The 26,936-nt window shown below is 74.0% G+C and carries 21 protein-coding genes; 9 read left to right on the top strand and 12 right to left on the bottom strand.

Translation table 11 applies throughout. The features are described from left to right. Positions 1-129: 129 nt before the first annotated feature. Together ACFVU9_RS17820 and ACFVU9_RS17815 are read right to left on the bottom strand one after the other, a co-directional pair. On the bottom strand, positions 130-654 hold the full coding sequence (locus ACFVU9_RS17820) for a hypothetical protein (protein WP_387594237.1): 525 nt from the start codon (positions 652-654) through the stop codon (positions 130-132). 193 nt (positions 655-847) lie between these two features. Beyond that, on the bottom strand, positions 848-1,909 hold the full coding sequence (locus ACFVU9_RS17815) for an IPT/TIG domain-containing protein (protein WP_387594235.1): 1,062 nt from the start codon (positions 1,907-1,909) through the stop codon (positions 848-850). Between the two features lie 216 nt (positions 1,910-2,125). On the opposite strand from ACFVU9_RS17815, the gene ACFVU9_RS17810 reads away from it, so the two are divergent. The 4 genes from ACFVU9_RS17810 to ACFVU9_RS17795 all read left to right on the top strand — a co-directional run bounded on the left by ACFVU9_RS17810 (position 2,126) and on the right by ACFVU9_RS17795 (position 10,122). After that, on the top strand, positions 2,126-3,661 hold the full coding sequence (locus ACFVU9_RS17810) for a hypothetical protein (RefSeq protein WP_380445712.1): 1,536 nt from the start codon (positions 2,126-2,128) through the stop codon (positions 3,659-3,661). 103 nt (positions 3,662-3,764) lie between these two features. Further along, positions 3,765-4,640, top strand: a complete 876-nt coding sequence (locus ACFVU9_RS17805) for a hypothetical protein (RefSeq protein WP_363656620.1) — start codon at positions 3,765-3,767, stop codon at positions 4,638-4,640. A gap of 123 nt (positions 4,641-4,763) precedes the next feature. Continuing rightward, on the top strand, positions 4,764-9,326 hold the full coding sequence (locus ACFVU9_RS17800) for a hypothetical protein (RefSeq protein ID WP_387594233.1): 4,563 nt from the start codon (positions 4,764-4,766) through the stop codon (positions 9,324-9,326). Between the two features lie 19 nt (positions 9,327-9,345). Then, a complete protein-coding gene (locus ACFVU9_RS17795) occupies positions 9,346-10,122 on the top strand; it encodes a metallophosphoesterase (RefSeq protein WP_380445697.1) in 777 nt (258 codons plus the stop codon). Here ACFVU9_RS17795 and ACFVU9_RS17790 read toward each other — a convergent pair. Together ACFVU9_RS17790 and ACFVU9_RS17785 are read right to left on the bottom strand one after the other, a co-directional pair. Continuing rightward, complete coding sequence (locus ACFVU9_RS17790; protein WP_380445696.1) at positions 10,098-10,514, bottom strand: hypothetical protein; 417 nt, start codon at positions 10,512-10,514, stop codon at positions 10,098-10,100. The genes ACFVU9_RS17795 and ACFVU9_RS17790 overlap by 25 nt on opposite strands. Positions 10,515-10,686: 172 nt before the next feature. Next, complete coding sequence (locus ACFVU9_RS17785; RefSeq protein WP_380445695.1) at positions 10,687-11,382, bottom strand: FadR/GntR family transcriptional regulator; 696 nt, start codon at positions 11,380-11,382, stop codon at positions 10,687-10,689. 244 nt (positions 11,383-11,626) lie between these two features. Between ACFVU9_RS17785 and ACFVU9_RS17780 the strand changes: the two genes are divergently transcribed. Beyond that, positions 11,627-12,181 (top strand): gluconokinase, encoded by a 555-nt coding sequence (locus ACFVU9_RS17780; protein WP_380498677.1) that lies wholly within the window; start codon positions 11,627-11,629, stop codon positions 12,179-12,181. Between the two features lie 2 nt (positions 12,182-12,183). Beyond that, positions 12,184-13,572 carry a gluconate:H+ symporter gene (locus ACFVU9_RS17775; RefSeq protein WP_380498687.1) on the top strand — a complete coding sequence of 463 codons (1,389 nt, stop codon included), beginning with the start codon at positions 12,184-12,186 and terminating at the stop codon, positions 13,570-13,572. On the opposite strand, the gene ACFVU9_RS17770 is transcribed toward ACFVU9_RS17775, so the two are convergent. The 6 genes from ACFVU9_RS17770 to mmuM form a co-directional block, all read right to left on the bottom strand. After that, positions 13,562-13,822: a hypothetical protein gene (locus ACFVU9_RS17770; RefSeq protein ID WP_387594230.1), complete on the bottom strand. Its 261-nt coding sequence runs from the start codon at positions 13,820-13,822 to the stop codon at positions 13,562-13,564. The two genes, ACFVU9_RS17775 and ACFVU9_RS17770, sit on opposite strands and share 11 nt — an antisense overlap. Before the next feature lie 154 nt (positions 13,823-13,976). Beyond that, on the bottom strand, positions 13,977-15,572 hold the full coding sequence (locus ACFVU9_RS17765; protein ID WP_387594228.1) for an FAD-dependent oxidoreductase: 1,596 nt from the start codon (positions 15,570-15,572) through the stop codon (positions 13,977-13,979). Between the two features lie 175 nt (positions 15,573-15,747). Beyond that, complete coding sequence (gene glpK / locus ACFVU9_RS17760) at positions 15,748-17,268, bottom strand: glycerol kinase GlpK (RefSeq protein ID WP_380445692.1); 1,521 nt, start codon at positions 17,266-17,268, stop codon at positions 15,748-15,750. 104 nt (positions 17,269-17,372) lie between these two features. Then, entirely contained in the window at positions 17,373-18,101 is a 729-nt protein-coding gene (locus ACFVU9_RS17755; protein WP_380445691.1) for an MIP/aquaporin family protein, read from the bottom strand. 285 nt (positions 18,102-18,386) lie between these two features. Next, positions 18,387-19,151: an IclR family transcriptional regulator gene (locus ACFVU9_RS17750; RefSeq protein ID WP_380445690.1), complete on the bottom strand. Its 765-nt coding sequence runs from the start codon at positions 19,149-19,151 to the stop codon at positions 18,387-18,389. A 191-nt stretch (positions 19,152-19,342) separates the two neighbouring features. Continuing rightward, entirely contained in the window at positions 19,343-20,269 is a 927-nt protein-coding gene (gene mmuM / locus ACFVU9_RS17745) for a homocysteine S-methyltransferase (RefSeq protein ID WP_387594225.1), read from the bottom strand. A 253-nt stretch (positions 20,270-20,522) separates the two neighbouring features. Between mmuM and ACFVU9_RS17740 the strand changes: the two genes are divergently transcribed. Genes ACFVU9_RS17740 through ACFVU9_RS17730 form a run of 3 tightly spaced genes read left to right on the top strand, consistent with a single transcriptional unit; the run spans position 20,523 to position 24,157 of the window. Then, a complete protein-coding gene (locus tag ACFVU9_RS17740) occupies positions 20,523-21,425 on the top strand; it encodes an NUDIX domain-containing protein (RefSeq protein WP_380498681.1) in 903 nt (300 codons plus the stop codon). Between the two features lie 34 nt (positions 21,426-21,459). Then, positions 21,460-22,008, top strand: coding sequence for an NUDIX domain-containing protein (locus ACFVU9_RS17735; protein WP_380445687.1), 549 nt, complete (start codon positions 21,460-21,462; stop codon positions 22,006-22,008). Positions 22,009-22,054: 46 nt separating this feature from the next. Continuing rightward, a complete protein-coding gene (locus ACFVU9_RS17730) occupies positions 22,055-24,157 on the top strand; it encodes an acetoacetate--CoA ligase (RefSeq protein ID WP_387594222.1) in 2,103 nt (700 codons plus the stop codon). Between the two features lie 60 nt (positions 24,158-24,217). On the opposite strand, the gene ptsP is transcribed toward ACFVU9_RS17730, so the two are convergent. After that, on the bottom strand, positions 24,218-25,888 hold the full coding sequence (gene ptsP, locus ACFVU9_RS17725) for a phosphoenolpyruvate--protein phosphotransferase (protein ID WP_380503517.1): 1,671 nt from the start codon (positions 25,886-25,888) through the stop codon (positions 24,218-24,220). Between the two features lie 105 nt (positions 25,889-25,993). Beyond that, entirely contained in the window at positions 25,994-26,443 is a 450-nt protein-coding gene (locus tag ACFVU9_RS17720; protein WP_380445684.1) for a PTS glucose transporter subunit IIA, read from the bottom strand. Between the last annotated feature and the right edge of the window lie 493 nt (positions 26,444-26,936).

Here is a 26,936-nt window from a genome sequence, read left to right as displayed (position 1 = left end):
TGCTGTTGTTGCGGGTTTTGGTGGGCGGGGCGGTTGAAGGCGGGGGACCGTGACCGGGGGGGCGCGCGCCGGCCCGGGGGCTCGCCCCGTGGATTCGCGCCCTGGGGCGCACGACCCCGGGCAGTGTGTTCAGTTCGCGGCAGCCGGCGCGCTGAAGGAACGTTCCAGCGGACGCAGGGCCCGCAACACGATCAGCAGCGGAACGACCCCGAAGATTCCGAACGACATGTCGACGAATCGCCACGCGACGGGGATCCCGCGCAGCGGGCCGCAGATGAGCGCGAGGGGGATCACGGCCCCGCAGGCGAGCACGGCCCAGCGGATGACCCAGATGTTGCGGACCGGGTCCTTGAGCGGGCCCCAGAACGCGGCGGCGATCACCAGGTGGGCGAAGGCGAGCCAGTCGGTGCCGTAGGCGAGGAAGGGGAAGCGGTCGTTGGTCTCGGCGACACCGTCGCGGACGCGTTCGAGCCAGGCCATGGCGGCGGGGAAGTGGTCGGACACCGGGGCGGCGGGGCCGGCGGCGAAGTCGGCCAGCCAGCGGGTCTCGGTCTCCAGGGGGAAGGCGGTCAGGCCGCTCAGGACGAGGCCGACCAGGAAGAGCCAGAGCCAGCGCCGTACGCGGCGCAGAGTGGCGGCGGTGTCGTTGTCCACGGGGCGAACCTCCAGGCCGAGGGGCGGGTGGAACCTTTCCCACCTGCGCGGGACCGACTCTAGACCTTTGGTTTGAACGTGTTCAACTCCACCTCGGGGGCGGGCGCGGGCGGGTGGCGGCGAACAGCTGACAGATAACAGATTTCAAACTCTGTCATCTGTCAGCTGTCGGCTGTTCGCCGCCCCGCGGGACCTACGCGGTGTACGTGAACGCCACCGCCGCACTGGTGCCGCCCGCCGTGGTCACCGTGACGTCCACCGGGCCCGTCCCGGCGGCCGGCGGGGTGGTCACCGAACAGAACTTCGACCCGCACGAGGCGTGCGTCCCGGGCACCCCGCCGAAGGCCACCGTCCCGTACGTCAGGTTCTCGCCGACGATGTACGTGCTCGTACCGCCCGCCACCGGCCCGCTGGTGGTCGTCACCAGGGACACGACGGGCGCGGGCGGGGCCGGCGGCGGGTCGCCGGTGTAGTCGAACGTGCCGGCCGCCGTCGTCGTCCCGCCCGGCGTGACCACGGACACGGGCGCGCTGCCCGAGCCGCCAGGGGTGGTCACCGTGCAGGCGGTGTCGGTGCAGGTGCCGGCCGCGGGGGTGCCGCCGATCAGCACCATTCCGTGGGCCAGGTTGCTGCCGCTGACCGTGATGGCCGTGCCGCCGGCGCCGGGGCCGGTGGTGGTGTCCAGGCCGGTGACGGCGGGGGCCGGCTGGACGATCGGCGCCGGGGTGCTCCCGTCCAGCGTCACGACCGAGACGTGGCCAGTCGGATTGGTGTCGTTGGGGTTGGAGACCGTCGCGACGATCGGGCCGGTCGGCTGCTCGGTGCCGGTGCGGTAGATCTTCAGCTTCATGAAGTCGGACCGTCCGGGCTGCCGGTTGCCGGTGAAGACGGCCTCCAGGTGCCGGCCGTCGGGCGAGAGGGTCTCGGTGAAGGTGTAGTCGTACGGCGTGGAGTACATCATCGCGATGTCGGGGGTGGTGAGCCCCGGAGGCAGGTCGAGGGTGAGGTGGGTGGGGCCGGTGACGTCCTCCGTGCCGGCGGAGACCCAGCTGACCGAGAACGCGCCCGGCCCGGGCGGGTTCGTGCTCGGCAGGGTGCCGTACGCGGCCACGGTCACGTGCGGACCCTGGACGGCGGGGGCGTCGGCGGGCGAGGCGGTGGAGGCGGTGGAGGCCGCGGCGCCGGTGGCGGCGGCTGCGAGGGTGGTCACGGACAGCGCGGCGGCGAGGCCCGCTTTGGCCAGTCGAGTGATCATGTGCCGATCATCACGGAAGCGGCGCACCGCCTTCACGGCTTTTCCGAATTCCTGTTCGGAATTGGCGTGATCCCGTCGAAACCGGGTTCTGAATTCACCCCCGACACGCACCCGCACCCGTTGCGCACCGGTCGCGCAGCCGTGCCGCAGCCCGCCCGCAAGGCCCGTTTCGGTCGATGTCGGTGCGAACCTCTAATCTTGTCCACCGTGACCGCCATCGCAGACCCGCCCACCGAGCCCGGCCTCCGGCCCGCCGCCGGCACCGGCGTGCCCGCGCCGCGCCCCGCGCCCGGCCCCGCCGCCGACGAGGGCCTCGCCCGCCGGCTCAAGGCGCTGGCCTGCACCGCCCCGCTGCACGACCTGGACAACCGCAAGGTCAACCTGGCCGGCGAGTACGGCGGCTACGCGATGGCCGAGGTCGGCCTGGCGGCGATCGACCTGGTCACCCTCCACATGGACTTCGACACCGGCGCCGACCGCGACATAGTGCTCGCCCGGCTGCTGCCCCGGGTCGCCGCGCAGGCCGCCGGCCGTCCCGGCGCCGAGCACGAGCGGGTCGCCCGCTGGGTGCTGGAGTCGCTGATCAACGTCGGCAGCGTCGACCGCGGCTTCCGCGCCGTCTACGGCACCTTCGGCGCGGACGGCGAGTACGTCCGCCGCGACTACGACTTCAAGCTGATCGAGGAGGTCCCGGGCCCCGACGGCGGCGTCTACCTGCGCACCACCGACGAGGCGGTCAACGTCCTGGTCGGCGCGCTGGACACGGACGTCACCTCGGCCCAGATCGCCGCCGAGGTCAAGCTGGAGGTGCTGATCCGCCGCGGCCGCCTGGCCGACGCCCAGCTCGCCGCCGAGCAGGCCCGCTACCGCACCGTCCAGTACGCCGAGACGCTGCGCCGCGCCCTGGAGGCGACCCGGCGCAACGTCCGCGCCGTCGACTGGATGCGCACCATCCCCGACCTCATCGACGAGGCGCTGGACCACATCGCCGACCGCTACCGGCACGAGAACGCGATTCTCACCAACATCCGCAAGGCCCGCGACGAGGCCGAGGAGCCCGAGCACAAGCGCCGCGCCGCCGAGCTCGTCGACATCGTCAAGGACTGCATCCGCCGCCACACCCAGCTGCAGACCCGCCTGCTGGAGGCCGGCCCGCTGTTCCGCGCCGAGCAGGACCGGCAGGCCTTCGCCACCCCCGGCGTCCGCAGTGGCATCGACCTGTACGGGCAGCTGCTCGCCCCCGTGCTGCGGCTGCCGGTGGAGCAGGCCGTCCGCCCCACCGGCGCGTTCTTCGCCCGGGGCGCCGGGCTGCGCGTCCCGAGCTCCGTGCGCGTCGCCGACCTGGTCGACCTGCTGCTCACCCCGCCGGTCGAGCGCGAGCACCTCGGCGCCGAGCTGCCCGACCCGGACCTCGTCGCCACCCCGGACGACAGCCGCTTCTCCGAGGCGCAGCTGGAGGCGGCGCTGGAGCTGCTGGACCTGCCGGCCGACGCGCCCCGCCGGCTCTCCGGCCTGCTCGCCGAGGCGCGCGAGCAGGATCCCGAACTCCCGTACCTGGTGGCCCTGCTCGCGGTGCACGCGGCGAGCCCGCCGGTCGGTACGGCCTACCGGCAGGGCGAGGAGCGGCTGTTGTTCGCGGTGGACGACGGCACCCCGCTGCGGGACCGGGAGTTCGGCGGCGCCGACCTGATCGTCGGCAGCGCCCTCCTGGACGCGGTCGGCATGGCCGCCGACCGCAAGGACGCCGGCTGACCGGCCCGCCGATGCACCGCCGGACCCCGCACCGCACCACCCGCCCGATCGCCCGCCCGACCACCCGAACCGCCAGCAGCAACAGCCCCGAGGAGTACCGCCCGTGACGACCCACCACGACACGTCCTGGGCGCCCGAGACCGAGCCCGCGGCCCCCGCGCCGATCACCCCGGCCGACGTGGCCGACGCCGCCCGGCTGGTCTCCTTCGGCCTCCAGGCCAAGCTGCTCCCCGCCCGCGACGCCGAGTACGCCGAGCTCGTGCGCCGCCACCGCGAGGACCCGCCGTTCGCGCGCCTCGCCGACGCGATCGCCACCGGCATGGGCCTGGTGGTGCTGGAGGTCTCGCCGCGCGCGGGCATGGCCGTGGCCGCCGCCGAGGACTCGGTCTTCGCCGTCCGCATGGGCGACTACTCGCGCCGCGCCGCGTCCGAGTCGACGGACCGCTTCCTGCACGGCCTCGCGCACCTGGCCGTCGCCGCGATGGCCTTCCCCCGCCCCGAGGACCTCGCCGACGACGGCTACCTCGGCCGGATCACCGTCAACGGCGTCGACTCCTTCGTGCGCCAGGCCTGCCGCCGTCTGGAGGAGCAGGCCGACGCCGAGGGCGCGAACACCGACCCGCAGAGCGACGCTCCCGGCCTGGAGGCCGCCTGGCGGGTGTGGGCCCGGCGCACCGCCACCGGCGCCACCAAGGACGCCCGCAGGCTCTCCGGCTCCACCATCGGCATCGTCGCCAAGGCCGTGGTGTTCCTGGTCGACTCGGGCTTCCTGCAGAAGGTCTCGGACGACGCCGGCGGCACCTACCGCACCACCGCCCGCTACCAGCTGCAGGTCCGGGACCTGGCGGGCACGGCCGCGATGGCCGAGCTGCTCGACCTCGGTGTCGTCCCGGTCTCGGACGGCACCGCGAGCCTGCTGCCGCCGGACACCGCCGACGAACTGGTGGCGGACGCCGGCCTCCCGTTCCACTCCCTCTGAGCACGAGCCCGGCAGCACGAGCCCCGCCGGCATCAGCCGAGCAGCACGAGCCCCCGCCCCGAACCCCGTCCCTCCGAGCCCCGCCCACCCTCAAGCCACGTAAGCCACGGAGAACCGCCGCACATGTACGAGCTCAACCGGGTCCGCCTCTATTCGATCGGACCGGCCGGCGCCCGCTACGCCGACACGGTGCTCGACCTGCGCGGCGTCGGCGAGCCGGTCGCCGACCCGGCCCCGCAGCAGATCGGCCTGTTCGGCGAGGACGGCGACGGCCCGGTGCGCCGCCCGGCCCCGGCCGGCGTGCTGTTCCTGGAGAACGGCGGCGGCAAGTCGGTCCTGCTGAAGCTGATCTTCTCGGTGATGCTCCCGGGCCACCGCAACACCCTGGGCGGCGCCAGCTCCGGCGTGCTGCGCAAGTTCCTGCTCGCCGACGACTGCGGCCACGTGGCGCTGGAGTGGCAGCACACCGTGACCGGTGAGCTGATCGTCGTCGGCAAGGTCAGCGAGTGGCGCGGGCGCCAGGTCTCCTCCGACCCGCGCAAGTTCGCCGAGACCTGGTACTCCTTCCGCCCCGGCCCCGGCCTGACGCTGGACTCGCTGCCCGTGGCCGAGCGGGTCAGCCTGGCCGGCGACCAGAGGGCCCGGGGCCGGCGCCGCACCATGAAGGGCTTCCGCGACGCCCTCACCGAGGCCGGCAAGGCCCACCCGCACCTCGACCTGGTCTTCGAGGACGGTCACGACCGCTGGACCGAACACCTCGGCGAGCTCGGCCTCGACCCCGAACTCTTCCGCTACCAGCGCGAGATGAACGCCGACGAGGGCGAGGCGGCCGGCCTCTTCGCGGTCAAGCACGACAGCGACTTCACCGACCTCCTGCTGCGCGCCGTCACCGACACCCGCGACACCGACGGCCTGGCCGACCTCGTCCACGGCTTCGCCGCCAAGCTCGGCCTGCGCTCCGAGCTCACCGCCGAGCGCGACTTCACCGCCGGGTCGCTCGACCTGCTGGAGCGCATCGCCGAGTCCACCACCGCACGCGAGACCGTCCGCGAGGCCCACCGCACCGCCGAGCGCCGCACCCGGCGCCTCGCCCACGCGCTCGCCTCCCGCGCCACCGCCGAGCGCGACCGCGCCCAGGACCTCGCCATCGAGGTCGCCGCGGCCGCGAGCGCAGTCACCGCCGCCGAGGCCGACCGCACCCGGCACAACCTGATCGCCGAGGAGCTTACCTACCGGCACGCCACGCTGAGCCTCGCCGCGGCCACCGCCGAGGCCGCCGCGCTGCGCCGCGAGCTGATCGACGCCCGCACCCTGCACTCCGCGTGGCAGGCCGCCGAGGCGGTGCTGCGCCAGCGCGCCGCCGCCGACCGGGTGGCCCGGGTCGCCGCCGCGATCCGCGAGGCCGAGCTGGACGCCGCCCCGGCGCTCGCCGCCCGTGCGCGCGCCGCCACCGCGCTCGCCCGCGCCCTGGAGACCGCCGCCGCGGCGGCCGAGTCCCGCGCGGACACCGAGGAGCAGCGCGCGAGCGAGCTCCAGGAGGACGGTGCCAAGGCGCAGTCCGACGCCACCGAGGCCGCCACCGCGGCCCAGAAGGCCCGCAGCGAGGTCGAGCACCTGCGCCAGCGCCTGGTCGAGGTCGAGCAGGAGACGGCCGCCGCGGTCGAGGCCGGATTCATCGACGCGGACGGCGACGTCGACCCGGCCCGGGCCGCGCTGCACGCCGCCGACGTCGAGAAGGCCGCGAGCGCCGCGCTCGGCCAGGCGCGGACGGTCGCCGAGGCCGCCGCCGCCCGCCTGCGCGAGGCGGCCGCCGCCACCGGCCGGGCCGAGCTCGCCGCCGAGCGCGCCGGCGACGCCCGCAAGGACGCCGCCCGCTCGCTGGCCGCCGAGCAGCGCACGGCGGCCCTGCTCGCCACCGAGCCGCGCCTGGCCGACCTGCTGTCCCTCACCGCCTATCAGGAGGGCGCCGACGAGGAGGCCGGCTACCTCACCCCCGCCGTCCTCGACCGCAACGCCGAGTACCTGCGCGAGCTCCTCGACGAGGCCATCGCCACCGCCGAGCGCACCCTGTTCGACCTGCGCACGGCCGCCGCCGACGACTCCCGCATCCTCGCCGCCCTCGGCGACGGCGGCCTGCTGCCGCCCGGCCCGGACGTGCTCGCCACCGTCGAGTACCTCGCCGAGCACGGCATCCCGGCCCTGCCCGGCTGGCGCTACCTGGCCCAGTCCGTCGACCCGGCCGACCACGAGGCGATCCTGGCCGCCCGCCCCGAGCTCGTCGACGGCGTGGTCGTCACCGACCCCAACTCGCTGGACCGGGCCCGCGAGGCCCTGCAGTCCGCCGCACTGCTGCCCCGTTCGACGGTCGCCGTGGGCGCCGCCGCCTCGCTGATCGCCCCGATCACCGACGAGCCGGCGTTCTTCCTCGTGCCGCCGAACCCGGCCATGCACGACGAGTCCGCCGCCGACGGCGAGCGCCGCGAGCTGCGCGCCCGCGCGAGCGCCCGCGAGGAGCACATCCGCGAACTCGCCGCCCGCCTCGGCGCCGACCGCGCCCTCGCCGCCCGCCTCGCCTCCTGGCACGCCAGCTGCCCGCCTGGCACGCTCGCCGAGCTCGCCGCCGCCGCCGAGGCCGCCCGCGAGCACGCCGAGCAGTCCGCCGCCGCGCTCGCCACCCTGCGTGCCGACCACGACGAGGCCGAGACCGACCACGCGGCCGCCGCCGGCGCCCACGAGGAGCACCGCGAGGCCGCCCAGCGCGCCCGCCGCCGCGCCGACGCCCTCTCCGGCCTCGCCTTCCGCCTGCGCGAGCGCGCCAACTGGTCCCGCCGCCAGCGCGAACTCGCCGACGACGCCGCCGAGTGCGACCGCCGCCAGACCCAGTGCGCCGAGCGCGCCCGCACCTGCGACGAGGACCGCCGCGCCGCCCAGCGCGCCGCCGACGACGCTCGCCGCACGGCCCGCGCCCTGCGCGCCGAGCGCGCCGAGATCCCCGCCGCCGAGCAGGCCGACGAGCCCGCCGACACCGCGCCCGCCGCGCTGCCCGCCCTGCGCGAGGCCTACCGCGCCGCCTCCCAGCTGTACGAGAAGGTCGGCGTCGGCGCCGACCTGCGCGCCGAGCAGGCCCGCGCCGAGGGCGACGAGGCCGCCGCCGCGGTCGAGCTCGACCGCCTCACCAACAAGGTCCGCACCCGCGCCGAGGAGCTGCTCGGCAGCCCCGACGGCGCGGACGGCCCCGCCCGCCAGGCCGCCGCCGCGCGCGCCGAGGAGCTGGTCGCCACCATCGAGGCCCGCTCCGCCGCCGCGAGCGAGCAGCTCGGCCGCCTGCGCGGCGACGCCGAGCGCTCCGCCCCCGTGGACGGCGAGGCGCACACCGAGCTGCCCGAGGACCTCGTCCCCACCGACCCCGAGCACGCCCAGACCCTCCTGCGCACCGCCACCAACCGGCTGGCCGAGCGCCGCGAGGCCCTGGACGCCGCCCGCACCGCGCACGCCGACCTCCAGCGGACCTTCGACGCCGCCCAGTCGGCGGCCGGCGCGTTCGACGAGCTCGCCGGCCAGCTCCGCGACGGCCTGCGCGACAACCAGGACGACGCGGACCACCCGGCCGAGCCGTACCTCGGCGCCCTCCCCGAGGCGCGCACCGCCGTCGCCGAGGCCCGCCGGGCCCTGCGCACCGCCGTCGGCGAGCTGTCCTCCGCCGAACTCGCCGTCCGCGACGCCTCGGACGCGCTCGTCCGGCACGCCAACGCCGCCCGCTACGAGGCCGTGCGCACCCCCGCCCGCCAGCAGATCCGCGAACTGCCCGCCTCCGCGCTGCCCGAGCACGCCGCCGCGTGGGCCGCCGCGTTCGCCCCCCGGCTGCGCGTGCTCACCGACGAACTCACCCAGCTGGAGCGCAACCGCGGCTCGATCGTCGACCGCCTGCGCGGCCTGGTCGAGTCCTCGCTCACCACGCTGCGCGCCGCCCAGCGGCTGTCCCGGCTGCCCGAGGGCCTGGGGGAGTGGTCGGGCCAGGAGTTCCTGCGGATCCGCTTCGAGGACCCGGACCACGCGACCCTCGTCGAGCGCCTCGGCGAGGTCATCGACGAGGCCACCCGCGCCGCCGTCCGGAAGAACAGCGACCTGCGCCGCGACGGCATGTCGCTGCTGCTGCGCGGGGTCGCCGCCGCGATCGGCCCGAAGGGCGTCAGCGTCGAGATCCTCAAGCCGGACGCGGTGCTGCGCGCCGAGCGGGTCGGCGTCGGCCAGATGTCCGACGTGTTCTCGGGCGGCCAGCTGCTCACCGCGGCCATCGCGCTCTACTGCACGATGGCCGCGCTGCGCGCCAACGACCGCGGCCAGTCTCAGCTGCGGCACGCCGGCACGCTGTTCCTCGACAACCCGATCGGCCGCGCCAACGCCACCTACCTGCTGGAGCTCCAGCGCGCCGTGGCCGACGCGCTCGGCGTCCAGCTCATCTACACCACCGGCCTGTTCGACACCACGGCGCTCGCCGAGTTCCCGCTGGTGATCCGGCTGCGCAACGACGCCGACCTGCGGGCCGGCCTCAAGTACATCTCGGTGGAGGAGCACCTGCGTCCCGGCCTGCCCGCCCCGCAGGACCCGGACGGCCCGGCCATCCACGGCGAGATCACCGCCACCCGGATGTTCAAGCGGCCCGCGGAGGTTCCCGACCGGCCCTGAACTGGTTAGCGTGATCGGCATGCTGACGATCGCGCACCTCAGTGACATCCACCTCGGCCAGGACCACCGCCGGGACCGCGGCGAGCGGGCCCGGCGGCGGGCCGAGCGGGTGATGGCCCACCTCGACGCCCTGCCCGGCCCGCTGGACGCGGTGCTGGTGACGGGGGACCTCGCCGACCACGGCCTGGCCGCCGAGTACGAGCAGGTCGTCGAGGTGCTCAAGTCCCGCCACCGCGTCCTCATCTGCCCGGGCAACCACGACAGCCGCGCGCCGTACCGCGAGGTGCTGCTCGGCGGGATGGCGCAGGACGAGCAGGCGGACGGTCCGATCAACCGGCTGCACCAACTCCCGGGCGCGGACGTGCTGATGCTCGACTCGTCCATCCCGGGTCGGCCGGACGGCCTGCTGGACGAGGAGACGCTCACCTGGCTGGACGCCGAACTCGGCGCCGGGCGCACCGAGTTGCCCGCCCTGGTGGCCTTCCACCACCCGCCCGTCGAGCTGGCCGTACCGACCGTCGACGGCATCCGCCAGTTCGGCGAGGCCGGCCTCGCCCGCGTCCTGGGCCGCCACCCCCGCGTCGTCGGCCTGCTCTGCGGCCACTCCCACACGCCCGCCGCGACGACCTTCGCCGGATTGCCGCTGCTCGTCGCCCCCGGTGTGGTCTCCACCGTCACCCTGCCCTGTGAGGGCGGTGAGGGCGTCTCCTTCACCCACCCGCCGATGCTCGCCTTCCACGTCCTGGACGGCGACCGCCGGCTCACCACGCACTACCGCGTGGTGCCCGAGAACTGACCCCGCGACGGTCCCTGTGGCGGGCCGTGCGGTGGGCCGTGCGACGGCCCCTGCGACGGCCCCCGTGACTGGCCCGGCCGCGGGAAGGGCCGGGCCGCGAGCGGTTCCCGGACCGCGGCCCGGCTCCCGGCCATCGGCGTCGCCGAGTTGGGTGCGCGCATCCGCTGGGCGGCGACCTGGCGCGAGACCAGGATCTCCAGTAGGCACCACATCGTGCCGAACACCCCGAGCCCCATCGCCATCAGCGCGGGCGTCATCAGCCAGCTGCCCGCGTACGAGGCGAGCGTCGCGACGACCACGCCCACCAGCGTGAAGGAGAACGAGAGCACCGCGCGGACGGCGGCGGCGCGCACCTCGTCGGGCAGGCGGCGACGGCGGCGTGGCACGGACATCGGGCGACCCCAGGCGCGAATTCGGCGGCGGGCACGGAACGGGCGCTCGCGTCGAGCGCCCCCGGTACGAACTCTGCCCCGCGCAAGCCGGACTATGCGTCCGAATCCACCGAACTGCCGTCAAATCGTGTGATCCGGCCCGATTCGTCCGCGGCCGGCCCCGTGGCGGACCTCAGCCCAGCTGCTGGTTGAGCTCCTCCAGGGCGCCCGTCACGATCGTCCGCATCGCCCGCTCGGCGTGCTCGCCGTCCCCCGCGCAGATCGCCTCCGCCACCTCGCGGTGCAGCCGGATCGCGTACGGCTCCGGCTGATGGGGCATCAGATGGTACTCGGTCCGCCCGGTGAGCACCGCACCCACGGTGTCCCCGAGGTGGGCGAACATCTCGTTGCCGGAGGCTTTCAGGACGGTGGCGTGGAAGGCGATGTCGTGGCGGAGGAAGGTGGTGAGGTCGGCGGCCCGCGCCGACATCGTCAACTCGACCGCCAGGGAGCTGAGTTCACGGCGGTGGTCGTCGCTCGCGTGGACGGCGGCGAGCGCGGCGGCGGCCGGTTCGACGGCCACCCGCAGCGAGCCGAGCGAGCGCAGCTGCGCCGGACGGTCGGCGCCGGCCAGCCGCCAGCGGATCACCAGCGGGTCGAAGACGTCCCAGCCGGACTTCGGCTGGACCGTGATCCCGACCCGCCGCCGCGAGGCCACCATGCGCATCCCCTCCAGGATCCGCACCGCCTCCCGCACGACCGTCCGGGACACCCCGAACCGCTCCTCCAGCTCCTCGCTGCGCAGCACCGCGCCCACGGGGATCTCTCCCCCGGCGATCGCCGGACCGAGCTCGTCAAGCAGCCGCCCTGGCAGCCCCTGGATCTCCATCCGCCCAGCCTAGACGTCGACCCCGCCCCACCTCCTGCGACCCCACGCCTCGGGGCTGTCCCCTACGGCCCGCCCCCGCTCCCAGCTTCTCCCTACGCCACGCCCCACCAGCCCCCCGTCGAGCACCCCCCGCCCCCTGCGACCCACCCCACACGCCAAAAGTATGACGATTTGGTTTCCGCCACTTGAATACGTCATATCTTTGGAGCGATAGTGGCGGCCAGGCAACGAAGGAGCACCACCCATGGCTCTCAGCGTCGAGAACCACGACCTCCCGCAGACCCCTCCCACGATCGTGGTGATGGGCGTCTCCGGAGTCGGCAAGACCACCCTGGCCCGCCTCCTGGCCGACCGCCTCGGCCTCCCCTTCGCCGAGGCGGACGACTTCCACCCGGCGGCCAACATCGCCAAGATGTCGGCGGGCATCCCGCTGGACGACGAGGACCGCGCCCCCTGGCTGCGGGCCCTCGGCGGCTGGCTCGGGGAGCGCGCCGAGTCCGGCGACGGCGGTGTGGTCACCTGTTCGGCGCTGAAGCGGCGCTACCGCGACACCCTGCGCGCGGCCTGCCCGGGCGCCTTCTTCCTGCACCTGAGCGGCGGTCACGAGCTGGTCGAGGACCGGCTCGCCCACCGCACCGGCCACTTCATGCCGCCGTCGCTGCTCGACTCCCAGTACGCCGCGCTCGAACCCCTGGGCGCGGACGAGCGCGGCGCCGTCCTGGACGTCGGCCCGTCCCCCGAAGAACTCGTCGAGATGGCCGTGGCGCTGCTGCGGCCCGTCAATGGAGACCTCGCGTGAGTATGTCCCCCACTCTGCTGGCGGCCGCCCCACCGGCCCTGCCACACACCGGCAGCGACTCCCAGCTGCTGGTCGCGGTGCTGCTGAGCATCGGTGCGATCGTCCTGCTGATCACCAAGCTCAAGCTGCACCCGTTCCTCGCCCTCACGCTCGGGTCCGGCCTGCTGGCCGCGGTCGCCGGGGTGCCGTTCGACAAGCTGCTGACCAGCTTCTCGACGGGCTTCGGCTCGACCGTGGCGAGCGTCGGCCTGCTGATCGGCCTCGGCGCGATGCTCGGCAAGCTGCTCGCCGACTCGGGCGGCGCCAACATCATCGCGGACACCGTGCTGGCCAGGTCCGGCCGCAAGGCGCTGCCCTGGGCGATGGCGCTGATCGCGGCGGTGCTCGGGCTGCCGCTGTTCTTCGAGGTCGGCGTCGTGCTGCTGATCCCGATCGTGCTGCTGGTGGCGCGCCGCGGCAACGTGCCGCTGATGCGGATCGGCATCCCCGCCCTCGCCGGCCTGTCGGTGCTGCACGGTCTGGTGCCCCCGCACCCGGGTCCCCTGGTGGCCGTCGACGCGCTGAAGGCGGACCTCGGCATCACCCTGGCGCTCGGCCTGGTGATCGCGATCCCGACCCTGATCATCGCCGGCCCGCTGTTCGCCCGGGTGGCGGAGCGCTGGGTGGGCCCGCTGGAGATCCCGGCCGCCACCGCCCCGGAGGAGACCGCGAAGCCCGAGCGCACGCCGTCGTTCGGCGCGGTCCTGGCGACCATCCTGCTGCCGGTCGCGCTGATGCTCGGCAAGGCGCTCGCGGACGTCGTGATCGACGACCCGAAGGCGCTCGGCCAGCGGGTGTTCGACTTCGTCGGCTCGCCGCTGATCGCGCTGCTGGCCGCGACCCTGCTCGGGATGCTGACCCTCGGCCGGGCGGCGGGCTTCGACCGGGCCCGGATCTCCGACACCGTCGGGAAGTCGCTGGGCCCGATCGCCGGCATCGTGTTCATCGTCGGTGCCGGCGGCGGCTTCAAGCAGACCCTGATCGACGTCGGCGTCGGCAACGCGGTCAGCGAGTGGTCCGGCAAGTGGCACGTCTCGGCGCTGCTGCTGGGCTGGCTGATCGCCGTGCTGATCCGCCTGGCCACCGGTTCGGCGACGGTCGCCACCATCACCGCGGCCGGCATCGTCTCCCCGCTCGCGGCGAACATGTCCTCGACCCACGCGGCGCTGCTGGTCCTCGCGATCGGCGCCGGCTCGCTGTTCCTCTCGCACGTCAACGACGCCGGCTTCTGGCTGGTGAAGGAGTACTTCGGGATGAGCGTCGGCCAGACGCTGAAGTCCTGGTCGGTGATGGAGACGGTGATCTCGGTCGTCGCGATCGCCCTGATCATGCCGCTGAGCCTCATCGTCTAGCGGCGCCCGCGATTCCCCGCAGGGGCGGCACCCGTATCGAACGGGTGCCGCCCCTGTGCGCGTTCCAGGGCTTTGTCCAGCCCAGCACCCCCGACAGCACCGCCGCCGTCGCGTCGAGCAGGTCCTCCGCGACGGCGCCGCCCGCCGCCGTCCGTGCCAGCAGTCCCTCCCGCGCGGCGAGCATCACCGTCGCGGCCTGTCCGGCCGTGGCGCCCGGGGGCACGAGTTCGGGCAGCGCCCGCGCCAGCACGTCGGCCGCGCATCAGTACGCGCCAGTCGTCCGCGCCGCCGTTGCCGTCCAGTCGTGACCCGAACGCCCGAGGGGCGGACACACCGGGTGATCCGGGTGCCCGCCCCTCGGACGGAATCATTACTGCGGTGAACTGCCAGCCGACAGCGGGCAGTTACTTGCCCGCGCGCTTCGCCAGGAAGGCCTCGACCTCGTCGCGGATCTCCGGCGTGTCCAGCCCGCGCACCGTCATGGTCGTGCGGCGGCGCAGCACGTCGTCCGCCGTGTAAGCCCACTCGTTCTCGGCGGCGTAGGCGACCTGGGCCCACACGTCCGGGCCGTCCTCGTGGATCGGCCGGCCGAGCTCCGGGTTCTCGTCGATCATGCGGGCGATCTCGAAGGACAGGGTGCCGTAGTGGCTGGCGAGGTGCTTGGCCACCAGCGGCTCCATGCGGGAGCCGGGCTCGCGGTCGATCAGCAGGCGGTGCGCGACGGCGTTCGGCGCGCCGACGCCCGGCAGCGGGACGGTCGGGGCGATCGGGGACATGTCCTCGGCGAGGCCGGTGCCGGGCACGTGGGCCAGCTTCTCCAGCACGGCGCGGCCGATGTGCCGGTAGGTGGTCCACTTGCCGCCGGAGACCGACAGCATGCCGCCGCGGCCCTCGGTGACGACGGTCTCGCGCTTGGCGGCGGCGGTGTCGCCGGGGCCGCCGGGCAGGACGCGCAGGCCCGCGAAGGAGTAGGTGATCAGGTCGCGGTCGAGGTGCTCGTCGCGGATGGCGTGCGCGGCCTCGCCCATGATCTGGTCGATGTCGGCCTGGGTGGCGCGGACGTCCTTCGGGTCGCCCGTGTACTCCTCGTCGGTGGTCCCGAGCAGGACGTGGTCCTCCCACGGGATGGCGAAGGAGACGCGGTACTTGTCGATCGGGATGGTCAGCGCGGCGCGCCACGGCGAGCGGCGCTTGACGACGACGTGCGCGCCCTTGGAGAGGCGGATCGACGGCGCGGCGCCGGCGTCCTCCATGGTGCGCAGGTGGTCGACCCACGGGCCGGTGGCGTTGAGCACCAGGCGGGCGTTGACGCCGAACTCGCTGCCGTCGAGGCGGTCGCGCAGCTCGGCGCCGGTGACCCGGCCGGCGGTGAAGCGCAGGCCGGTGACCTCGGCGTGGTTGAGCACGACGGCGCCGGCGTCCACCGCGGCGCGGACGGTCATCACGGCGACGCGCGAGTCGTTCATCTGGTGGTCGCCGTAGACGGCCACCGAGCGCAGGCCCTCGGTGCGCAGCGCCGGCACCTGCTGGGCGGCGTGGGCGGCGGTGGAGACGCGGCCCATGCCGTCGCGGAAGGCGGACAGCGCCGAGTACAGGAACACGCCGGCGCCGAGCTTGGCCGCGCCGTGCGGGCCGCCCTTGTAGACCGGCACGAAGAAGGTCAGCGGGTTGACGAGGTGCGGGGCCACGTCGGTGGAGAGCGCGCGGCGCTCCTTGTGGTTCTCCGCGACCAGCTTGACCGCGCCGGTCTGCAGGTAGCGCAGACCGCCGTGGACGAGCTTGGAGGAGGCACTGGAGGTGGCGCCGGCGAAGTCGCCGGCGTCGACCATGGCGACCTTCAGGCCGGCCTGGGACGCGGTCCAGGCGACGGCGGTGCCGAGGATGCCGCCCCCGATCACCAGCAGGTCGTAGGTGGCCTTGCCGAGCAGCTCGCGGGTCTCGGCGCGGGAGGCGGTGCGGCCGGCGGTGCGCTCGGCGCCCAGGGTCGGGATGGTTGCCATGGTGGTTGTGTACGGCGCGCTGGTCGGGCTGCGCCGTTACTCCTCTCGGGTGCGGTGCGGCCCCTGCTGGAGAGGCCGGTCGGCCCGGTGCGGCGGGCCGGTGAAACACGGGTGCGCCCGTTGCCGTGAACAGCGGGCGGCTGGCCGGGGCACGGGGCCCCGACCGGCGGGTCTGTCAGTTGTCCTCTTCCTCCTCCACCCAGCCCATGGTGCGCTCCACGGCCTTGAGCCACTTCTTGTACTCGCGCTCCCGGGTGGCCTCGTCCATGCGCGGGGTCCACTCGGCGGCGCGGTGCCAGTTGGCCCGCAGGGTGTCGAGGTCGTTCCAGAAGCCGACGGCGAGTCCGGCCGCGTAGGCCGCGCCGAGGGCGGTGGTCTCGGCCACGTACGGGCGCTCGACCGGGGCGTCCAGGACGTCGGCGATGTTCTGCATGAGCAGGTTGTTGCTGGTCATGCCGCCGTCGACCTTGAGCGCGGTGAGCTCGACCCCGGAGTCCTTCTGCATGGCGTCGACGACCTCGCGGGTCTGCCAGGCGGTGGCCTCCAGGACGGCCCGGGCCAGGTGGCCCTTGGTGACGTACCGGGTCAGGCCGGCGATCACACCGCGGGCGTCGGAGCGCCAGTACGGGGCGAACAGGCCGGAGAAGGCCGGGACGAAGTAGGCGCCGCCGTTGTCCTCGACCGTGTTGGCGAGGGTCTCGATCTCGGCGGCGGTGGAGATGATGCCGAGCTGGTCGCGCAGCCACTGGACGAGCGAGCCGGTGACGGCGATCGAGCCTTCCAGGGCGTACACCGGGGCCTGGTCGCCGATCCGGTAGCCGACGGTGGTCAGCAGGCCGTGGTACGAGTTGACGATCTTCTCGCCGGTGTTGAGCAGCAGGAAGGTGCCGGTGCCGTAGGTGGACTTGGCCTCGCCCTCGTTGAAGCAGGTCTGGCCGAACAGCGCGGCCTGCTGGTCGCCGAGCGCGGCCGCGACCGGGACGCCGGCCAGGTCGCCGACGGCCTCGCCGTAGACCTCGGCGGAGGAGCGGATCTCCGGCAGGACGGCCATCGGCACGCCCATGGACTCGGCGATGGCCTCGTCCCAGGCGAGGGTCTTGAGGTTCATCAGCATGGTGCGGCTGGCGTTGGTGACGTCGGTGACGTGCTTGCCGCCGTCGACACCACCGGTGAGGTTCCAGATCACCCAGGTGTCCATGGTCCCGAACAGGATGTCGCCGGCCTCGGCGCGCTCGCGCAGGCCCTCGACGTTGTCCAGCAGCCAGCGGATCTTCGGGCCGGCGAAGTAGCTGGCCAGCGGGAGGCCGGTCTCGCGGCGGAAGCGGTCCTGGCCGACGTTGCGGCCGAGCTCGCGGCAGAGCGCCTCGGTGCGGGTGTCCTGCCACACCAGCGCGTTGTGCACGGGCTCGCCGGTGTTCTTGTCCCACAGGACGGTGGTCTCGCGCTGGTTGGTGATGCCGATCGCGCGGATGTCGTCCTTGGTGAGGCCGGCCTTCTCCAGCGCACCGCGCACGACGGACTGCACCCGGGTCCAGATCTCGGCGGCGTCGTGCTCGACGTAGCCGGGCTGGGGGAAGATCTGGCGGTGCTCCTGCTGGTCGACGGAGACGATGCGGCCGTCGGCGCCGAAGATGATGCAGCGGCTGGAGGTGGTGCCCTGGTCGATCGCGGCGATGTAGTTGCCAGTGGAGGTCATGGGGAGGGTCCTCGGCTCGGGTCGGGGGGGGTGACGGGGTGGGTGGGCCTGACGCGGTCGGTCGTCCGGTCAGTCCCCGTGCTCGGCGGGTTCGAACCCGTCGCTTAGAACAGGGCGTTGTAGAGCACGCCGGCCAGCGCGCCGCCGGCGAGCGGGCCGACGACCGGGATCCAGGCGTAGGACCAGTCCGAGCCGCCCTTGTTCGGGATCGGCAGGATGGAGTGCATGATGCGCGGGCCGAGGTCGCGGGCGGGGTTGATCGCGTAGCCGGTCGGGCCGCCGAGGGAGAGGCCGATGCCGACGACGGTCAGGGCGACGATGAGGGTGCCCATGCCCTTGAGGTCGTTGGCGCCGAGGGTGAGGATCGCCATGCAGAGCACGAAGGTGCCGATGATCTCGGTCATCAGGTTCTGGACGGGGTTCCGGATCTCGGGACCGGTCGAGAAGATGCCGAGGGTGGGCTCCTCGTTGGCCTGGAACTGGCCGAGGTAGGTGAGCCAGACGAGCGTGGCGCCGATCATCGCGCCGAGCAGCTGGGAGCCGAGGTAGAGCGGCACCTGGCTCCAGTCGCCGCTCTTGACCGCGAGCGCGATGGTGACGGCCGGGTTGAGGTGCGCGCCGGACTTGGGGCCGGTCATGTAGGCGGCGATGAGGACCGCGAAGCCCCAGCCGAAGGTGATCGCCAGCCAGCCGGCGTTGAGGGCCTTCGACTTCTTGAGGGTCACGGCGGCGCAGACGCCGCCACCGAGAAGTATCAGGGCGGCGGTGCCGAGGGTTTCGCCGACGAAGACGTCGCCGTTGGAGAACGCGGACACAAAGACTCCCTTGTCCATGAGGCCCGGAGGTGCGGGTGGGGGCGGGCGGCCGGGTGATCGCTGTGCGGGTGAGCGCGCTGTGGGAGTGATCTTCCCGGCCATCGTTCGACAATGTCGACCGTCATGCGGAAGCTTCCTCCCCAGGTCGGCCCCGCGTCAAGGCGGGGTTACGCAGCTGTGACCCTCGCCTCGGCCCGTCCCCCGAAGTTACCCAGCGGAGTGCCCCGAATCAGGGCAAAACGCCAAGGCGCGGACAGGCTCACCGCCCGTCCGCGCCTCAGCGTGACGATTCGACTCCCGTGCTCAGAACCGGCCGGCGCCCAGATCGCGCGAGATCGCCCGCGCCGCGCTGCGCACCGAGGCCACCAGCGAGGGCCGCACGAAGCCGTCCTCGCACACCCGCTCCACCGGCCCGCTGATGCACACCGCGCCCACCGGATTGCGCCGCCGGTCCTGGATCAGCGCGCCGATCGAGGCCACGCCCTCCCAGGTCTCCTCGATCGAGTCCGCCCAGCCGCGCTCGCGGATCAGCGCGCACTCCGCGTCCAGATCGCTCGCCTCGGTCAGCGTCCGCAGCGTGTACGACTCGTACGGTCCGTCGCCCAACTCCCCGCGCGCGACCGGGTCGTAGGCCACCAGCACCTTGCCGAGCGCGGTGCTGTGCAGCGGCTGCATCGACCCGACCTCCAGCACTTGCCTGGTGTCGTCCGGCCGGAACACGTGGTGCACGATCAGCACGCCCTGCTGGTGCAGCACCCCGAGGTAGACGGTCTCGCCGGCCGCCCGGGCCAGGTCGTCGGCCCACACCAGCGCCCGCGCGCGCAGCTCGTGCACGTCCAGGTAGCTCTGGCCGAGGCGCAGCAGTTCGGCGCCCAGCTGATACTTGCCGCTCTCCGGGTCCTGTTCGACGAACCCCTCCTGCTGCAGCGTGCGCAGGATGCCGTGCGCGGTGCCCTTGGCGAGGTCGAGCGCCGTCGCGACCTCGGACAGGCCCAGGCGGCGCTCGCCGCCGGCCAACAGGCGCATGATCGCGGCGGCCCGGGAAAGCGACTGGATCGGGCCGGGCATGGGTACCTCCGCGCTGACAGGCGGTCGACATTGTCGACCGCAGTGATAACGGGACGAGTTTGCCAGGCGTTCGGTGCTCCGTGCACCTTCCCCCTCGGTAACCCGCGCTCGGCCGCCTGTTAACCTCCGCGGCCCCGGGTCCGTTCCGGGTCCGGCCCCGGGTTCCGTCCCGGTCCGTTCCCGTCCCGGCCTCAGTCCCGCCGGACGGCCACCTCCGCGGCCAGCGCCGCGATCCCGTCCGGCCCCACCCGGCAGCACCCGCCGACCAGCCGGGCCCCGTCCGCGAGCCAGCCGCGCACGCGCGCCGAGCGGAACGTCGGCTCCCCGCGCCAGCCCCGTATCTCAGGGTCCCAGTGCTCCCCGCTGTTCGGGTACACCACCACCGGCTTCCCCGTCACCTCCGCCGCCAGGGCCACCGCCAGGTCGGCGTCCCGCGGCGTGCAGCAGTTCACGCCCACCGCCACCACCTCGTCGACGTCCCGCGCGAGCGCGAACGCCTCGGCCAGCGGCTGCCCGGCCCGCGTCCGGTCGCCCGCGATGCTGTACGACAGCCAGGCCGGCACCCCGAGCCCCCGGACGACCTCCAGCATCGCCTCCGCCTCGTCCGCGTCCGGCACCGTCTCCAGCGCCAGCACGTCCGGGCCCGCCGTCGCGAGCACCTCCAGCCGCGGCCGGTGGAACGCCACCAGCTCCGCGACGCTCAGCCCGTACCGCCCGCGGTACTCCGAACCGTCCGCGAGCACCGCGCCGTACGGCCCCACCGAGGCCGCCACCCAGCGCCGCCGCCGCCCGCCCGGCTCGCTGCGCGCCGCCTCCCGGGCCAGGTCCACGCTGCGCGCCATCAGCCGCGCCGACTCCGAACGGCCGAGCCCGTGCCGCCCGAAACCGTCGAAACTCGCCTGGTAGCTCGCGGTGATGGCGACCTCCGCACCGGCCGCGAAGTACGCCCGGTGCGCCTCGACCACGGCCTCCGGCGCGTCCGCCAGCAGCCGAGCCGACCACAGCTCGTGCGACAGGTCGTGTCCCTGCGCCACCAGCTGGTTCGACATCCCGCCGTCCAGGACCAAGGGGCCGGCCGCCAGCGCGGCGGCGAAGTCCGACGGGGGAGTGGCGGGCATGGGGGCCTCCTCGGGAACGGTCATGGCTGGTCACAGCCTAGGAGCCGGGCGCCCTCGCCCGCGCGGAAAACCGTTTGCCGGGCCGGAACGGACTCGCTACGTTGTGCTCATCCCGAGAACGACAGAACGACAGAACGACCGTGCGGCCCGGCGCGGCCGCGCCCAAAACGCCCTGGCGCGGTACGAAGCGCGGGCACCGGGTCGGAGCACGACAGCACACCCGGTACGAGACGACAGCACGGAGACGCCGACGATGGCCGCCGACGAGCCCCGCCCGCACCACACCGGCCCGCACCACACCGGCTCGGAGGCCGAGCGCGAATGGCTCGCCGCCTACGACCCGCGCGCCTACACCCCGGTGGCCGTCACGGTCGACGTCGTCGCCCTCACCCTGCGCGAAGGCCGCCTCCACGTCCTGCTCGTCGAGCGCGCCGCCCCGCCCTACCAGGGCTCCTGGGCGCTGCCCGGCGGCTTCCTGCGCGCCGGCGAGGAGGGCCTCGACGAAGCGGCCGCCCGCGAACTCGCCGAGGAGACGGGCCTGGTGGGCAGCTCCGACCTGGAGTCCGCGCTCAGCCGCATCCACCTCGAACAGCTCGGCACCTACGGCGCCCCCCACCGCGACCCGCGCATGCACGTCGTCTCCGTCGCCTACCTCGCCTTCGCCCCCGACCTCCCCGACCCCCAGGCCGGCACCGACGCCGCTGCCGCCGCCTGGTACCCGGTCGCCGGCCTCGCCCACGGGCCCGCCGGCCCCCCGGAGACCGCCGCTGAGCCCGCCGACACCCACGGGGGTGGCGTCGGCGGGCCCAGCGGCCCCACCGCGCTCGCCTTCGACCACGCCCGCATCCTCGCCGACGGACTCGACCGCGCCCGCGCCAAGATCGAGTACAGCCCGCTCGCCACCGCCTTCCTGCCCCCCGACTTCACCATCCCCGAGCTGCGCGCCGTCTACGAGGCCGTCTGGGACGAGAAGCTCCACCCCGGCAACTTCCACCGCAAGGTCCTCTCCGTCCCCGGCTTCGTCGAGAGCACCGGCACCACCACCGAACGCGGCGGAGCCCGCGGCGGCCCCCGCGCCCGCACCTACCGCGCCGGCGACGCCCGCCTCCTCCACCCCGCCCTGCTGCGCCCCGCCCGCGAGGACGAGATCCGCTGACCGCCCGCGGCGGGCGTCGGACTACCATCCGCACATGACCACCGACGACGTGACGAGCACGGTCAACCGCCCCTTCTCCCACTGCCACTTCTGCGGAACGCCCTACCCGCCCGGCACCCGCGACTGGCCCCGCACCTGCCCCGGCTGCGCCGAGATCAGCTACCGCAACCCGCTGCCCGTCGCCGTCGCCGTCCTGCCCGTCACCCGGCCCGACGCCGACCCCGCCCTCGTCGTCATCCGCCGCACCATCGAGCCCGGCTACGGCGAACTCGCCTTCCCCGGCGGCTACATCGACTTCGGCGAGACCTGGCAGCAGGCCTGCGTGCGCGAACTGCGCGAGGAGACCGGCATCCACGCCGACGCCGCCGACGTCACCCTCGTCTCCACCTCCTCCGACCCCCACGGCCGCTTCGTCTTCCTCTGCGGCCTGCTCCCCGCCCGCCCCCTCGCCGACCTCCCGCCCTCGCGCCCCACCGACGAGACCGACGGCTGGCTGCTCGCCCACCCCGACACCCGGCTCGTCTGGGACTTCCACACCAACGTCTCCCGCGCCTGGTTCAACGGCGAACTCGACCGCCGCTGACCAGCCCGCCACTCCCGCGGCAGACCCTGGCGCAGCGGCCGCTCACATGGCATGGTCTGCACCGACAGCCCAACCGGACGGGCCCGCCACGAGCACTCCCGTCCCCACCACCGGCCGGGAGACCACCACCGTGAGCACCCCCCTCCAGGACCAGCCGCTCTGGCGCCCCAACCCCGCTCGCGCCGCCGCGACCAGCCTCGTGGCGTTCCAGGCCTGGGCCGCCGAACACCACGGCGCCCCGGCCGCCCCGCTCGCCCCGGCCGACGACGACCAGCAGGCCGCCGAGCGCTACGCCGCCCTGCACGCCTGGTCCACCGAGGACCTCGGCCGGTTCTGGACCGCGGTGACGCAGTGGTTCGACGTCCGCTTCAGCGAGGCCCCCGAGACCGTCCTCGCCGACCCGGCCATGCCCGGCGCCCGCTGGTTCCCCGGCGCCCGCCTCAACTACGCCGAGCAGGCCCTGCGCGCCGCCGACGACCCGGCGAACGCCGACCGCCCCGCGATCCTCCACCTCGACGAGACCACCGAGCAGCCGGCCGTCCTCACCTGGTCCGAACTGCGCCGCCAGGTCGGCTCCCTCGCCGCCGCCCTGCGCGCCCGCGGCGTCCGCCCCGGCGACCGCGTCAGCGCCTACCTGCCCAACGTCCCGCAGGCCGCCGTCGCCCTCCTCGCCACCGCCGCCGTCGGCGCGATCTGGACCAGCTGCGCCCCCGACTTCGGGGCCCGCAGCGTCCTCGACCGCCTCCAGCAGATCGAGCCCACCGTCCTGTTCGCCGTCGACGGCTACCACTACGGCGGCAAGGACCACGACCGCACCGACGTCGTCGCGGAGCTGCGCCGGGAACTCCCCAGCCTGCACACCGTCGTGCACGTCCCCCTGCTCGGCGCCCCCGCCCCCGAGGGCGCCCTCCAGTGGGAGGACCTGATCGCCGACGACACCGCCCCGGTCTTCGAGCCGGTCCCCTTCGACCACCCGCTCTGGGTGCTCTACTCCTCCGGCACCACCGGCCTGCCCAAGGCCATCGTCCAGAGCCAGGGCGGCATCCTGCTCGAACACCTCAAGCAGGTCGGCCTCCACCTCGACCTCACCCCGCAGGACCGCTTCCTCTGGTACACCTCCACCGGCTGGATGATGTGGAACTTCCTGCTCGGCGGCCTCCTCGTCGGCGCCACGATCGTCACCTACGACGGCAGCCCGGGCCACCCCGACACCGGCGCCCTGTGGTCGGTGGCCGCCCGCACCGGCGCCACCGTCCTCGGCACCTCCGCCGCCTACGTCATCGCCAGCCGCAAGGCCGGCCTGCACCCCGGCCGCGACCTCGACCTCTCCGCCGTCCGCTGCATCGGCACCACCGGCTCCCCGCTCCCGCCCGACGGCTTCCGCTGGATCTACGACGAGGTCAAGGAGGACGTCTGGCTCGCCTCCGTCAGCGGCGGCACCGACGTCTGCTCCTGCTTCGTCGGCGGCGTCCCCACCCTGCCCGTGTACCTCGGCGAGATCCAGGCCCCCTGCCTCGGCGCCGCCGTCGAGTCCTGGGACGTCCAGGGACACCCGCTCACCGACGCCGTCGGCGAACTCGTCGTCACCAAGCCCCTCCCGTCCATGCCCACCGGCTTCTGGAACGACCCCGAGGGCACCCGGTACCACGACAGCTACTTCGACGTGTACCCCGGCACCTGGCGCCACGGCGACTGGATCACCGTCACCTCCCGCGGCACCGTCGTCATCCACGGCCGCTCCGACTCCACCCTCAACCGCCAGGGCGTCCGGATGGGCTCCTCCGACATCTACGAGGTCGTCGAGCGCCTCCCCGAGATCGCCGAGTCCCTCGTCATCGGCCTGGAGGAGCCCGACGGCGGCTACTGGATGCCGCTGTTCGTCGTCCTCGCCCCCGGCGCCGAACTCGACGACGACCTCATCGGCCGCATCCGCACCTCGCTGCGCACCGAACTCTCCCCGCGCCACGTCCCCGACGAGGTCATCACCGTCCGGGGCCTGCCGCACACCCTCACCGGCAAGCGCATCGAGGTCCCGGTGAAGCGCATCCTCTCCGGCACCCCGCTGGAGCAGGCCGTCAACCCGGGCTCCGTCGACAACATCGACCACCTGCGCTTCTTCGAGCAGCTGCGCCGCGACCGCCAGTCCTGACGAACGCCGAAGGGGCGCCCCCGACCGGGAGCGCCCCTTCTCTCGTACCGCTCGTCCCACTTACTCGCCGGAGAGCACCTGCTGCGCCGCGGCGCGCGCCTCGTCGGCGCTGTCCGTGGCCCGCGCCGCCTCGGCGGCCCGGCGGCACTGCGCCAGCGTGTACTTGGCCAGCGTCGACCGCACGTACGGGATCGACGCCGCGCCCATGGACAGGCTGGTGACGCCCAGGCCGGTCAGCACGACGGCCAGCAGCGGGTCGGCGGCGGCCTCGCCGCACACGCCGCAGCTCTTGCCCTCCGCCTGCGCCGCGTCGGCGGCCGAGGCGATCAGGTCGAGCAGCGCCGGCTGCCACGGGTCCTGCAGCCGGGCCAGCGCGCCCACCTGACGGTCGGCGGCGAAGGTGTACTGCGCGAGGTCGTTGGTGCCGAGCGACAGGAACTCGACCTCCTGGAGGATCGCCCGCGCCCGCAGAGCGGCCGACGGGATCTCCACCATCGCGCCGAACTTGGCGTTCAGACCGGCCTCGCGGCAGGCGTCGGCGAAGTCCTTGGCGTCCTTGCGGTCGGCCACCATCGGGGCCATGACCTCAAGGTGGACCGGCAGCCCGTCGGCGGCCTTGGCCAGCGCGCGCAGCTGCGTCCGCATGACCTCGGGGTGCTCCAGCAGGGTGCGCAGACCGCGCACGCCGAGCGCCGGGTTCGGCTCGTCGGCCGGGGTGAGGAAGTCCAGCGGCTTGTCCGCGCCCGCGTCCAGCGCCCGGACGACGACCCGGCCCTCCGGGAACGCCTCCAGCACCTTGCGGTACGCCTCGACCTGCTTCTCCTCGCTCGGGGCCTGCGCCGAGTCGTCGAGGAACAGGAACTCGGTGCGGAACAGACCGACGCCCTCGGCGCCGTTCTCCAGCGCGGCCGGCACGTCCGCCGGACCGCCGACGTTGGCCAGCAGCGGCACCCGGTGCCCGTCCGAGGTCCGGCCCGGACCGGTGGACGCGGCCAGCGCGGCCTTGCGCTCGGCGGCTGCGGCCCGCAGCTCGTCCTGCTTCTCTTGCGCCGGCTCCAGCAGCACGTCGCCCGAACTGCCGTCCACGGCCACCACGGTGCCCTCGGCGACGTCGGTCGCCCCCGGCAGCGCGACCACGGCCGGCACGCCCATCGCCCGCGCGAGGATGGCGCTGTGGCTGGTCGGCCCGCCCTCCTCGGTCACGAAGCCGAGCACCAGGGTCGGGTCCAGCAGCGCGGTGTCGGCCGGAGCCAGGTCCCGCGCGAACAGCACGTACGGCTCGTCGCTGTCCGGCACGCCCGGCATCGGCACGCCCATCAGCCGGGCGACGATGCGGTTGCGCACGTCGTCCAGGTCGGCGACGCGCCCGGCCAGGTACTCCCCGGCCGACGCGAGCAGCGCGCGGTAGGCGGCGAAGGCGTCGTAGACGCCGCGCTCGGCGCTGCTGCCCACGGCGATCCGCCGCGCCACGTCCGCCATCAGCTCCGGGTCCTGCGCCATCAGCGCCTGGGCCTCCAGCACCGCCTGGGCCTCGCCGCCGGCCAGGTTGCCGCGGGCGTTCAGGTCCGCGGCCACCGCCTCGACGGCCGCCTGGGCGCGGGCCTGCTCACGGGGGGCGTCCTCGGTCGGGATCTGCGTAGTCTGCGGCTCCAGCACCGCCGTCCCCATGTGCCGCACCTGGCCGATCGCGACCCCGTGGCTCACACCCACGCCGCGCAGCGTCTTCGTCATGTCACCTGTCTCCGCTGAGATGAGCGGCCCCGCCGGGAACCGCTGTGTGGGGGCCGCCCCGTCATCTCGTCCGGGGCGGGTGTGGGGAAAGATAGAGAGGAGAGGTCAGCTCCAGCTGAACAGCTCGTCGCCGGCCTGGGTCTCGCCGTCCTCGCGCACGTTGCCCAGCGAGTCGGGGGCGGCCTCCAGCGCCACGATCGGCGAGATCGGCGACTTGCCCGCGGCCTCGACGTCGGCCGGGTTCCACTTGATGACGGCCTGACCGCGGGTCACCGTGTCGCCCTTGTTGACGAGCAGTTCGAAGCCCTCGCCGTTCAGCTGCACGGTGTCGATCCCGAGGTGCGTCAGCACACCGTGCCCGTCCGCGTCCACGACGACGAACGCGTGCGGGTGCATGGAGACGACGACACCATCCACCGGAGCGACCGCCTCGGTCGGCTCGCGCACCGGGTCCACCGCGGTACCGGGACCGACCATCGCACCGGAGAACACCGGGTCGGGGACGTTGGCGAGCCCGACGACCCGGCCGGTCAGCGGCGACGTCACAGTGGTCATGGTTTGTGCCTCCCAAGTGCGCAGTACAGCGAAGGGCCGCGGGCAGCGGCGCGACGATCAACTGAAGCCTAAATCATGTCAACTTCGGACATCCGCTGACATTCCCGGGCGGAGACTCACGCCCCGCCCGCTCTGCCGGCCGGCAGCACACCGACCTGCTAGTGGTCTAGTCCTCTTGGTCGATGCGCCGCACTCTACAGGCATCTTGGCGAATCGGGACCATTGCTGTATATGCTCGCGAGAGCAACAAATCATGCCTCCGACCGGGTGACACCCGGCGCGCCTCGATTCGCGCTCCGGCGGACGACCCGCTATGGTTGGTCGAGTCGCCGCAAGTCGGCGGTTAACAGCAGATTTCAGATGCGAAAAGCGCCGGAAACGGCACGGCAAACATCTGGTAAGCTGGAAACACGAAAGAACGAAGCGCCCGGAGGGCCCGCTGGAAGGCGGCTCGAAGGAAGCGTCCGTTCCTTGAGAACTCAACAGCGTGCCA

The sequence above is a fragment of the Kitasatospora sp. NPDC057936 genome, from assembly GCF_042887525.1.
GTDB lineage: Bacteria > Actinomycetota > Actinomycetes > Streptomycetales > Streptomycetaceae > Kitasatospora.
The sequence above is the reverse complement of the archived record's forward strand: the minus strand, read 5'-3'. Positions and strand labels throughout refer to the sequence as shown.

What these genes read in the sequence shown, in the direction of transcription:
- ACFVU9_RS17720 (WP_380445684.1), bottom strand. Translation starts at nt 26,443, where the DNA reads ATGACCACTGTGACGTCGCCGCTGACCGGCCGGGTCGTCGGGCTCGCC.
- ACFVU9_RS17740 (WP_380498681.1), top strand. Translation starts at nt 20,523, where the DNA reads ATGGCCGCCGACGAGCCCCGCCCGCACCACACCGGCCCGCACCACACC.
- mmuM (WP_387594225.1), bottom strand. Translation starts at nt 20,269, where the DNA reads ATGCCCGCCACTCCCCCGTCGGACTTCGCCGCCGCGCTGGCGGCCGGC.
- ACFVU9_RS17775 (WP_380498687.1), top strand. Translation starts at nt 12,184, where the DNA reads ATGTCCCCCACTCTGCTGGCGGCCGCCCCACCGGCCCTGCCACACACC.
- ACFVU9_RS17790 (WP_380445696.1), bottom strand. Translation starts at nt 10,514, where the DNA reads ATGTCCGTGCCACGCCGCCGTCGCCGCCTGCCCGACGAGGTGCGCGCC.
- ACFVU9_RS17755 (WP_380445691.1), bottom strand. Translation starts at nt 18,101, where the DNA reads ATGGACAAGGGAGTCTTTGTGTCCGCGTTCTCCAACGGCGACGTCTTC.
- ACFVU9_RS17795 (WP_380445697.1), top strand. Translation starts at nt 9,346, where the DNA reads ATGCTGACGATCGCGCACCTCAGTGACATCCACCTCGGCCAGGACCAC.
- ACFVU9_RS17780 (WP_380498677.1), top strand. Translation starts at nt 11,627, where the DNA reads ATGGCTCTCAGCGTCGAGAACCACGACCTCCCGCAGACCCCTCCCACG.
- ACFVU9_RS17800 (WP_387594233.1), top strand. Translation starts at nt 4,764, where the DNA reads ATGTACGAGCTCAACCGGGTCCGCCTCTATTCGATCGGACCGGCCGGC.
- ACFVU9_RS17765 (WP_387594228.1), bottom strand. Translation starts at nt 15,572, where the DNA reads ATGGCAACCATCCCGACCCTGGGCGCCGAGCGCACCGCCGGCCGCACC.
- ACFVU9_RS17730 (WP_387594222.1), top strand. Translation starts at nt 22,055, where the DNA reads ATGGCATGGTCTGCACCGACAGCCCAACCGGACGGGCCCGCCACGAGC.
- ACFVU9_RS17750 (WP_380445690.1), bottom strand. Translation starts at nt 19,151, where the DNA reads ATGCCCGGCCCGATCCAGTCGCTTTCCCGGGCCGCCGCGATCATGCGC.
- ptsP (WP_380503517.1), bottom strand. Translation starts at nt 25,888, where the DNA reads ATGACGAAGACGCTGCGCGGCGTGGGTGTGAGCCACGGGGTCGCGATC.
- ACFVU9_RS17735 (WP_380445687.1), top strand. Translation starts at nt 21,460, where the DNA reads ATGACCACCGACGACGTGACGAGCACGGTCAACCGCCCCTTCTCCCAC.
- glpK (WP_380445692.1), bottom strand. Translation starts at nt 17,268, where the DNA reads ATGACCTCCACTGGCAACTACATCGCCGCGATCGACCAGGGCACCACC.
- ACFVU9_RS17785 (WP_380445695.1), bottom strand. Translation starts at nt 11,382, where the DNA reads ATGGAGATCCAGGGGCTGCCAGGGCGGCTGCTTGACGAGCTCGGTCCG.
- ACFVU9_RS17815 (WP_387594235.1), bottom strand. Translation starts at nt 1,909, where the DNA reads ATGATCACTCGACTGGCCAAAGCGGGCCTCGCCGCCGCGCTGTCCGTG.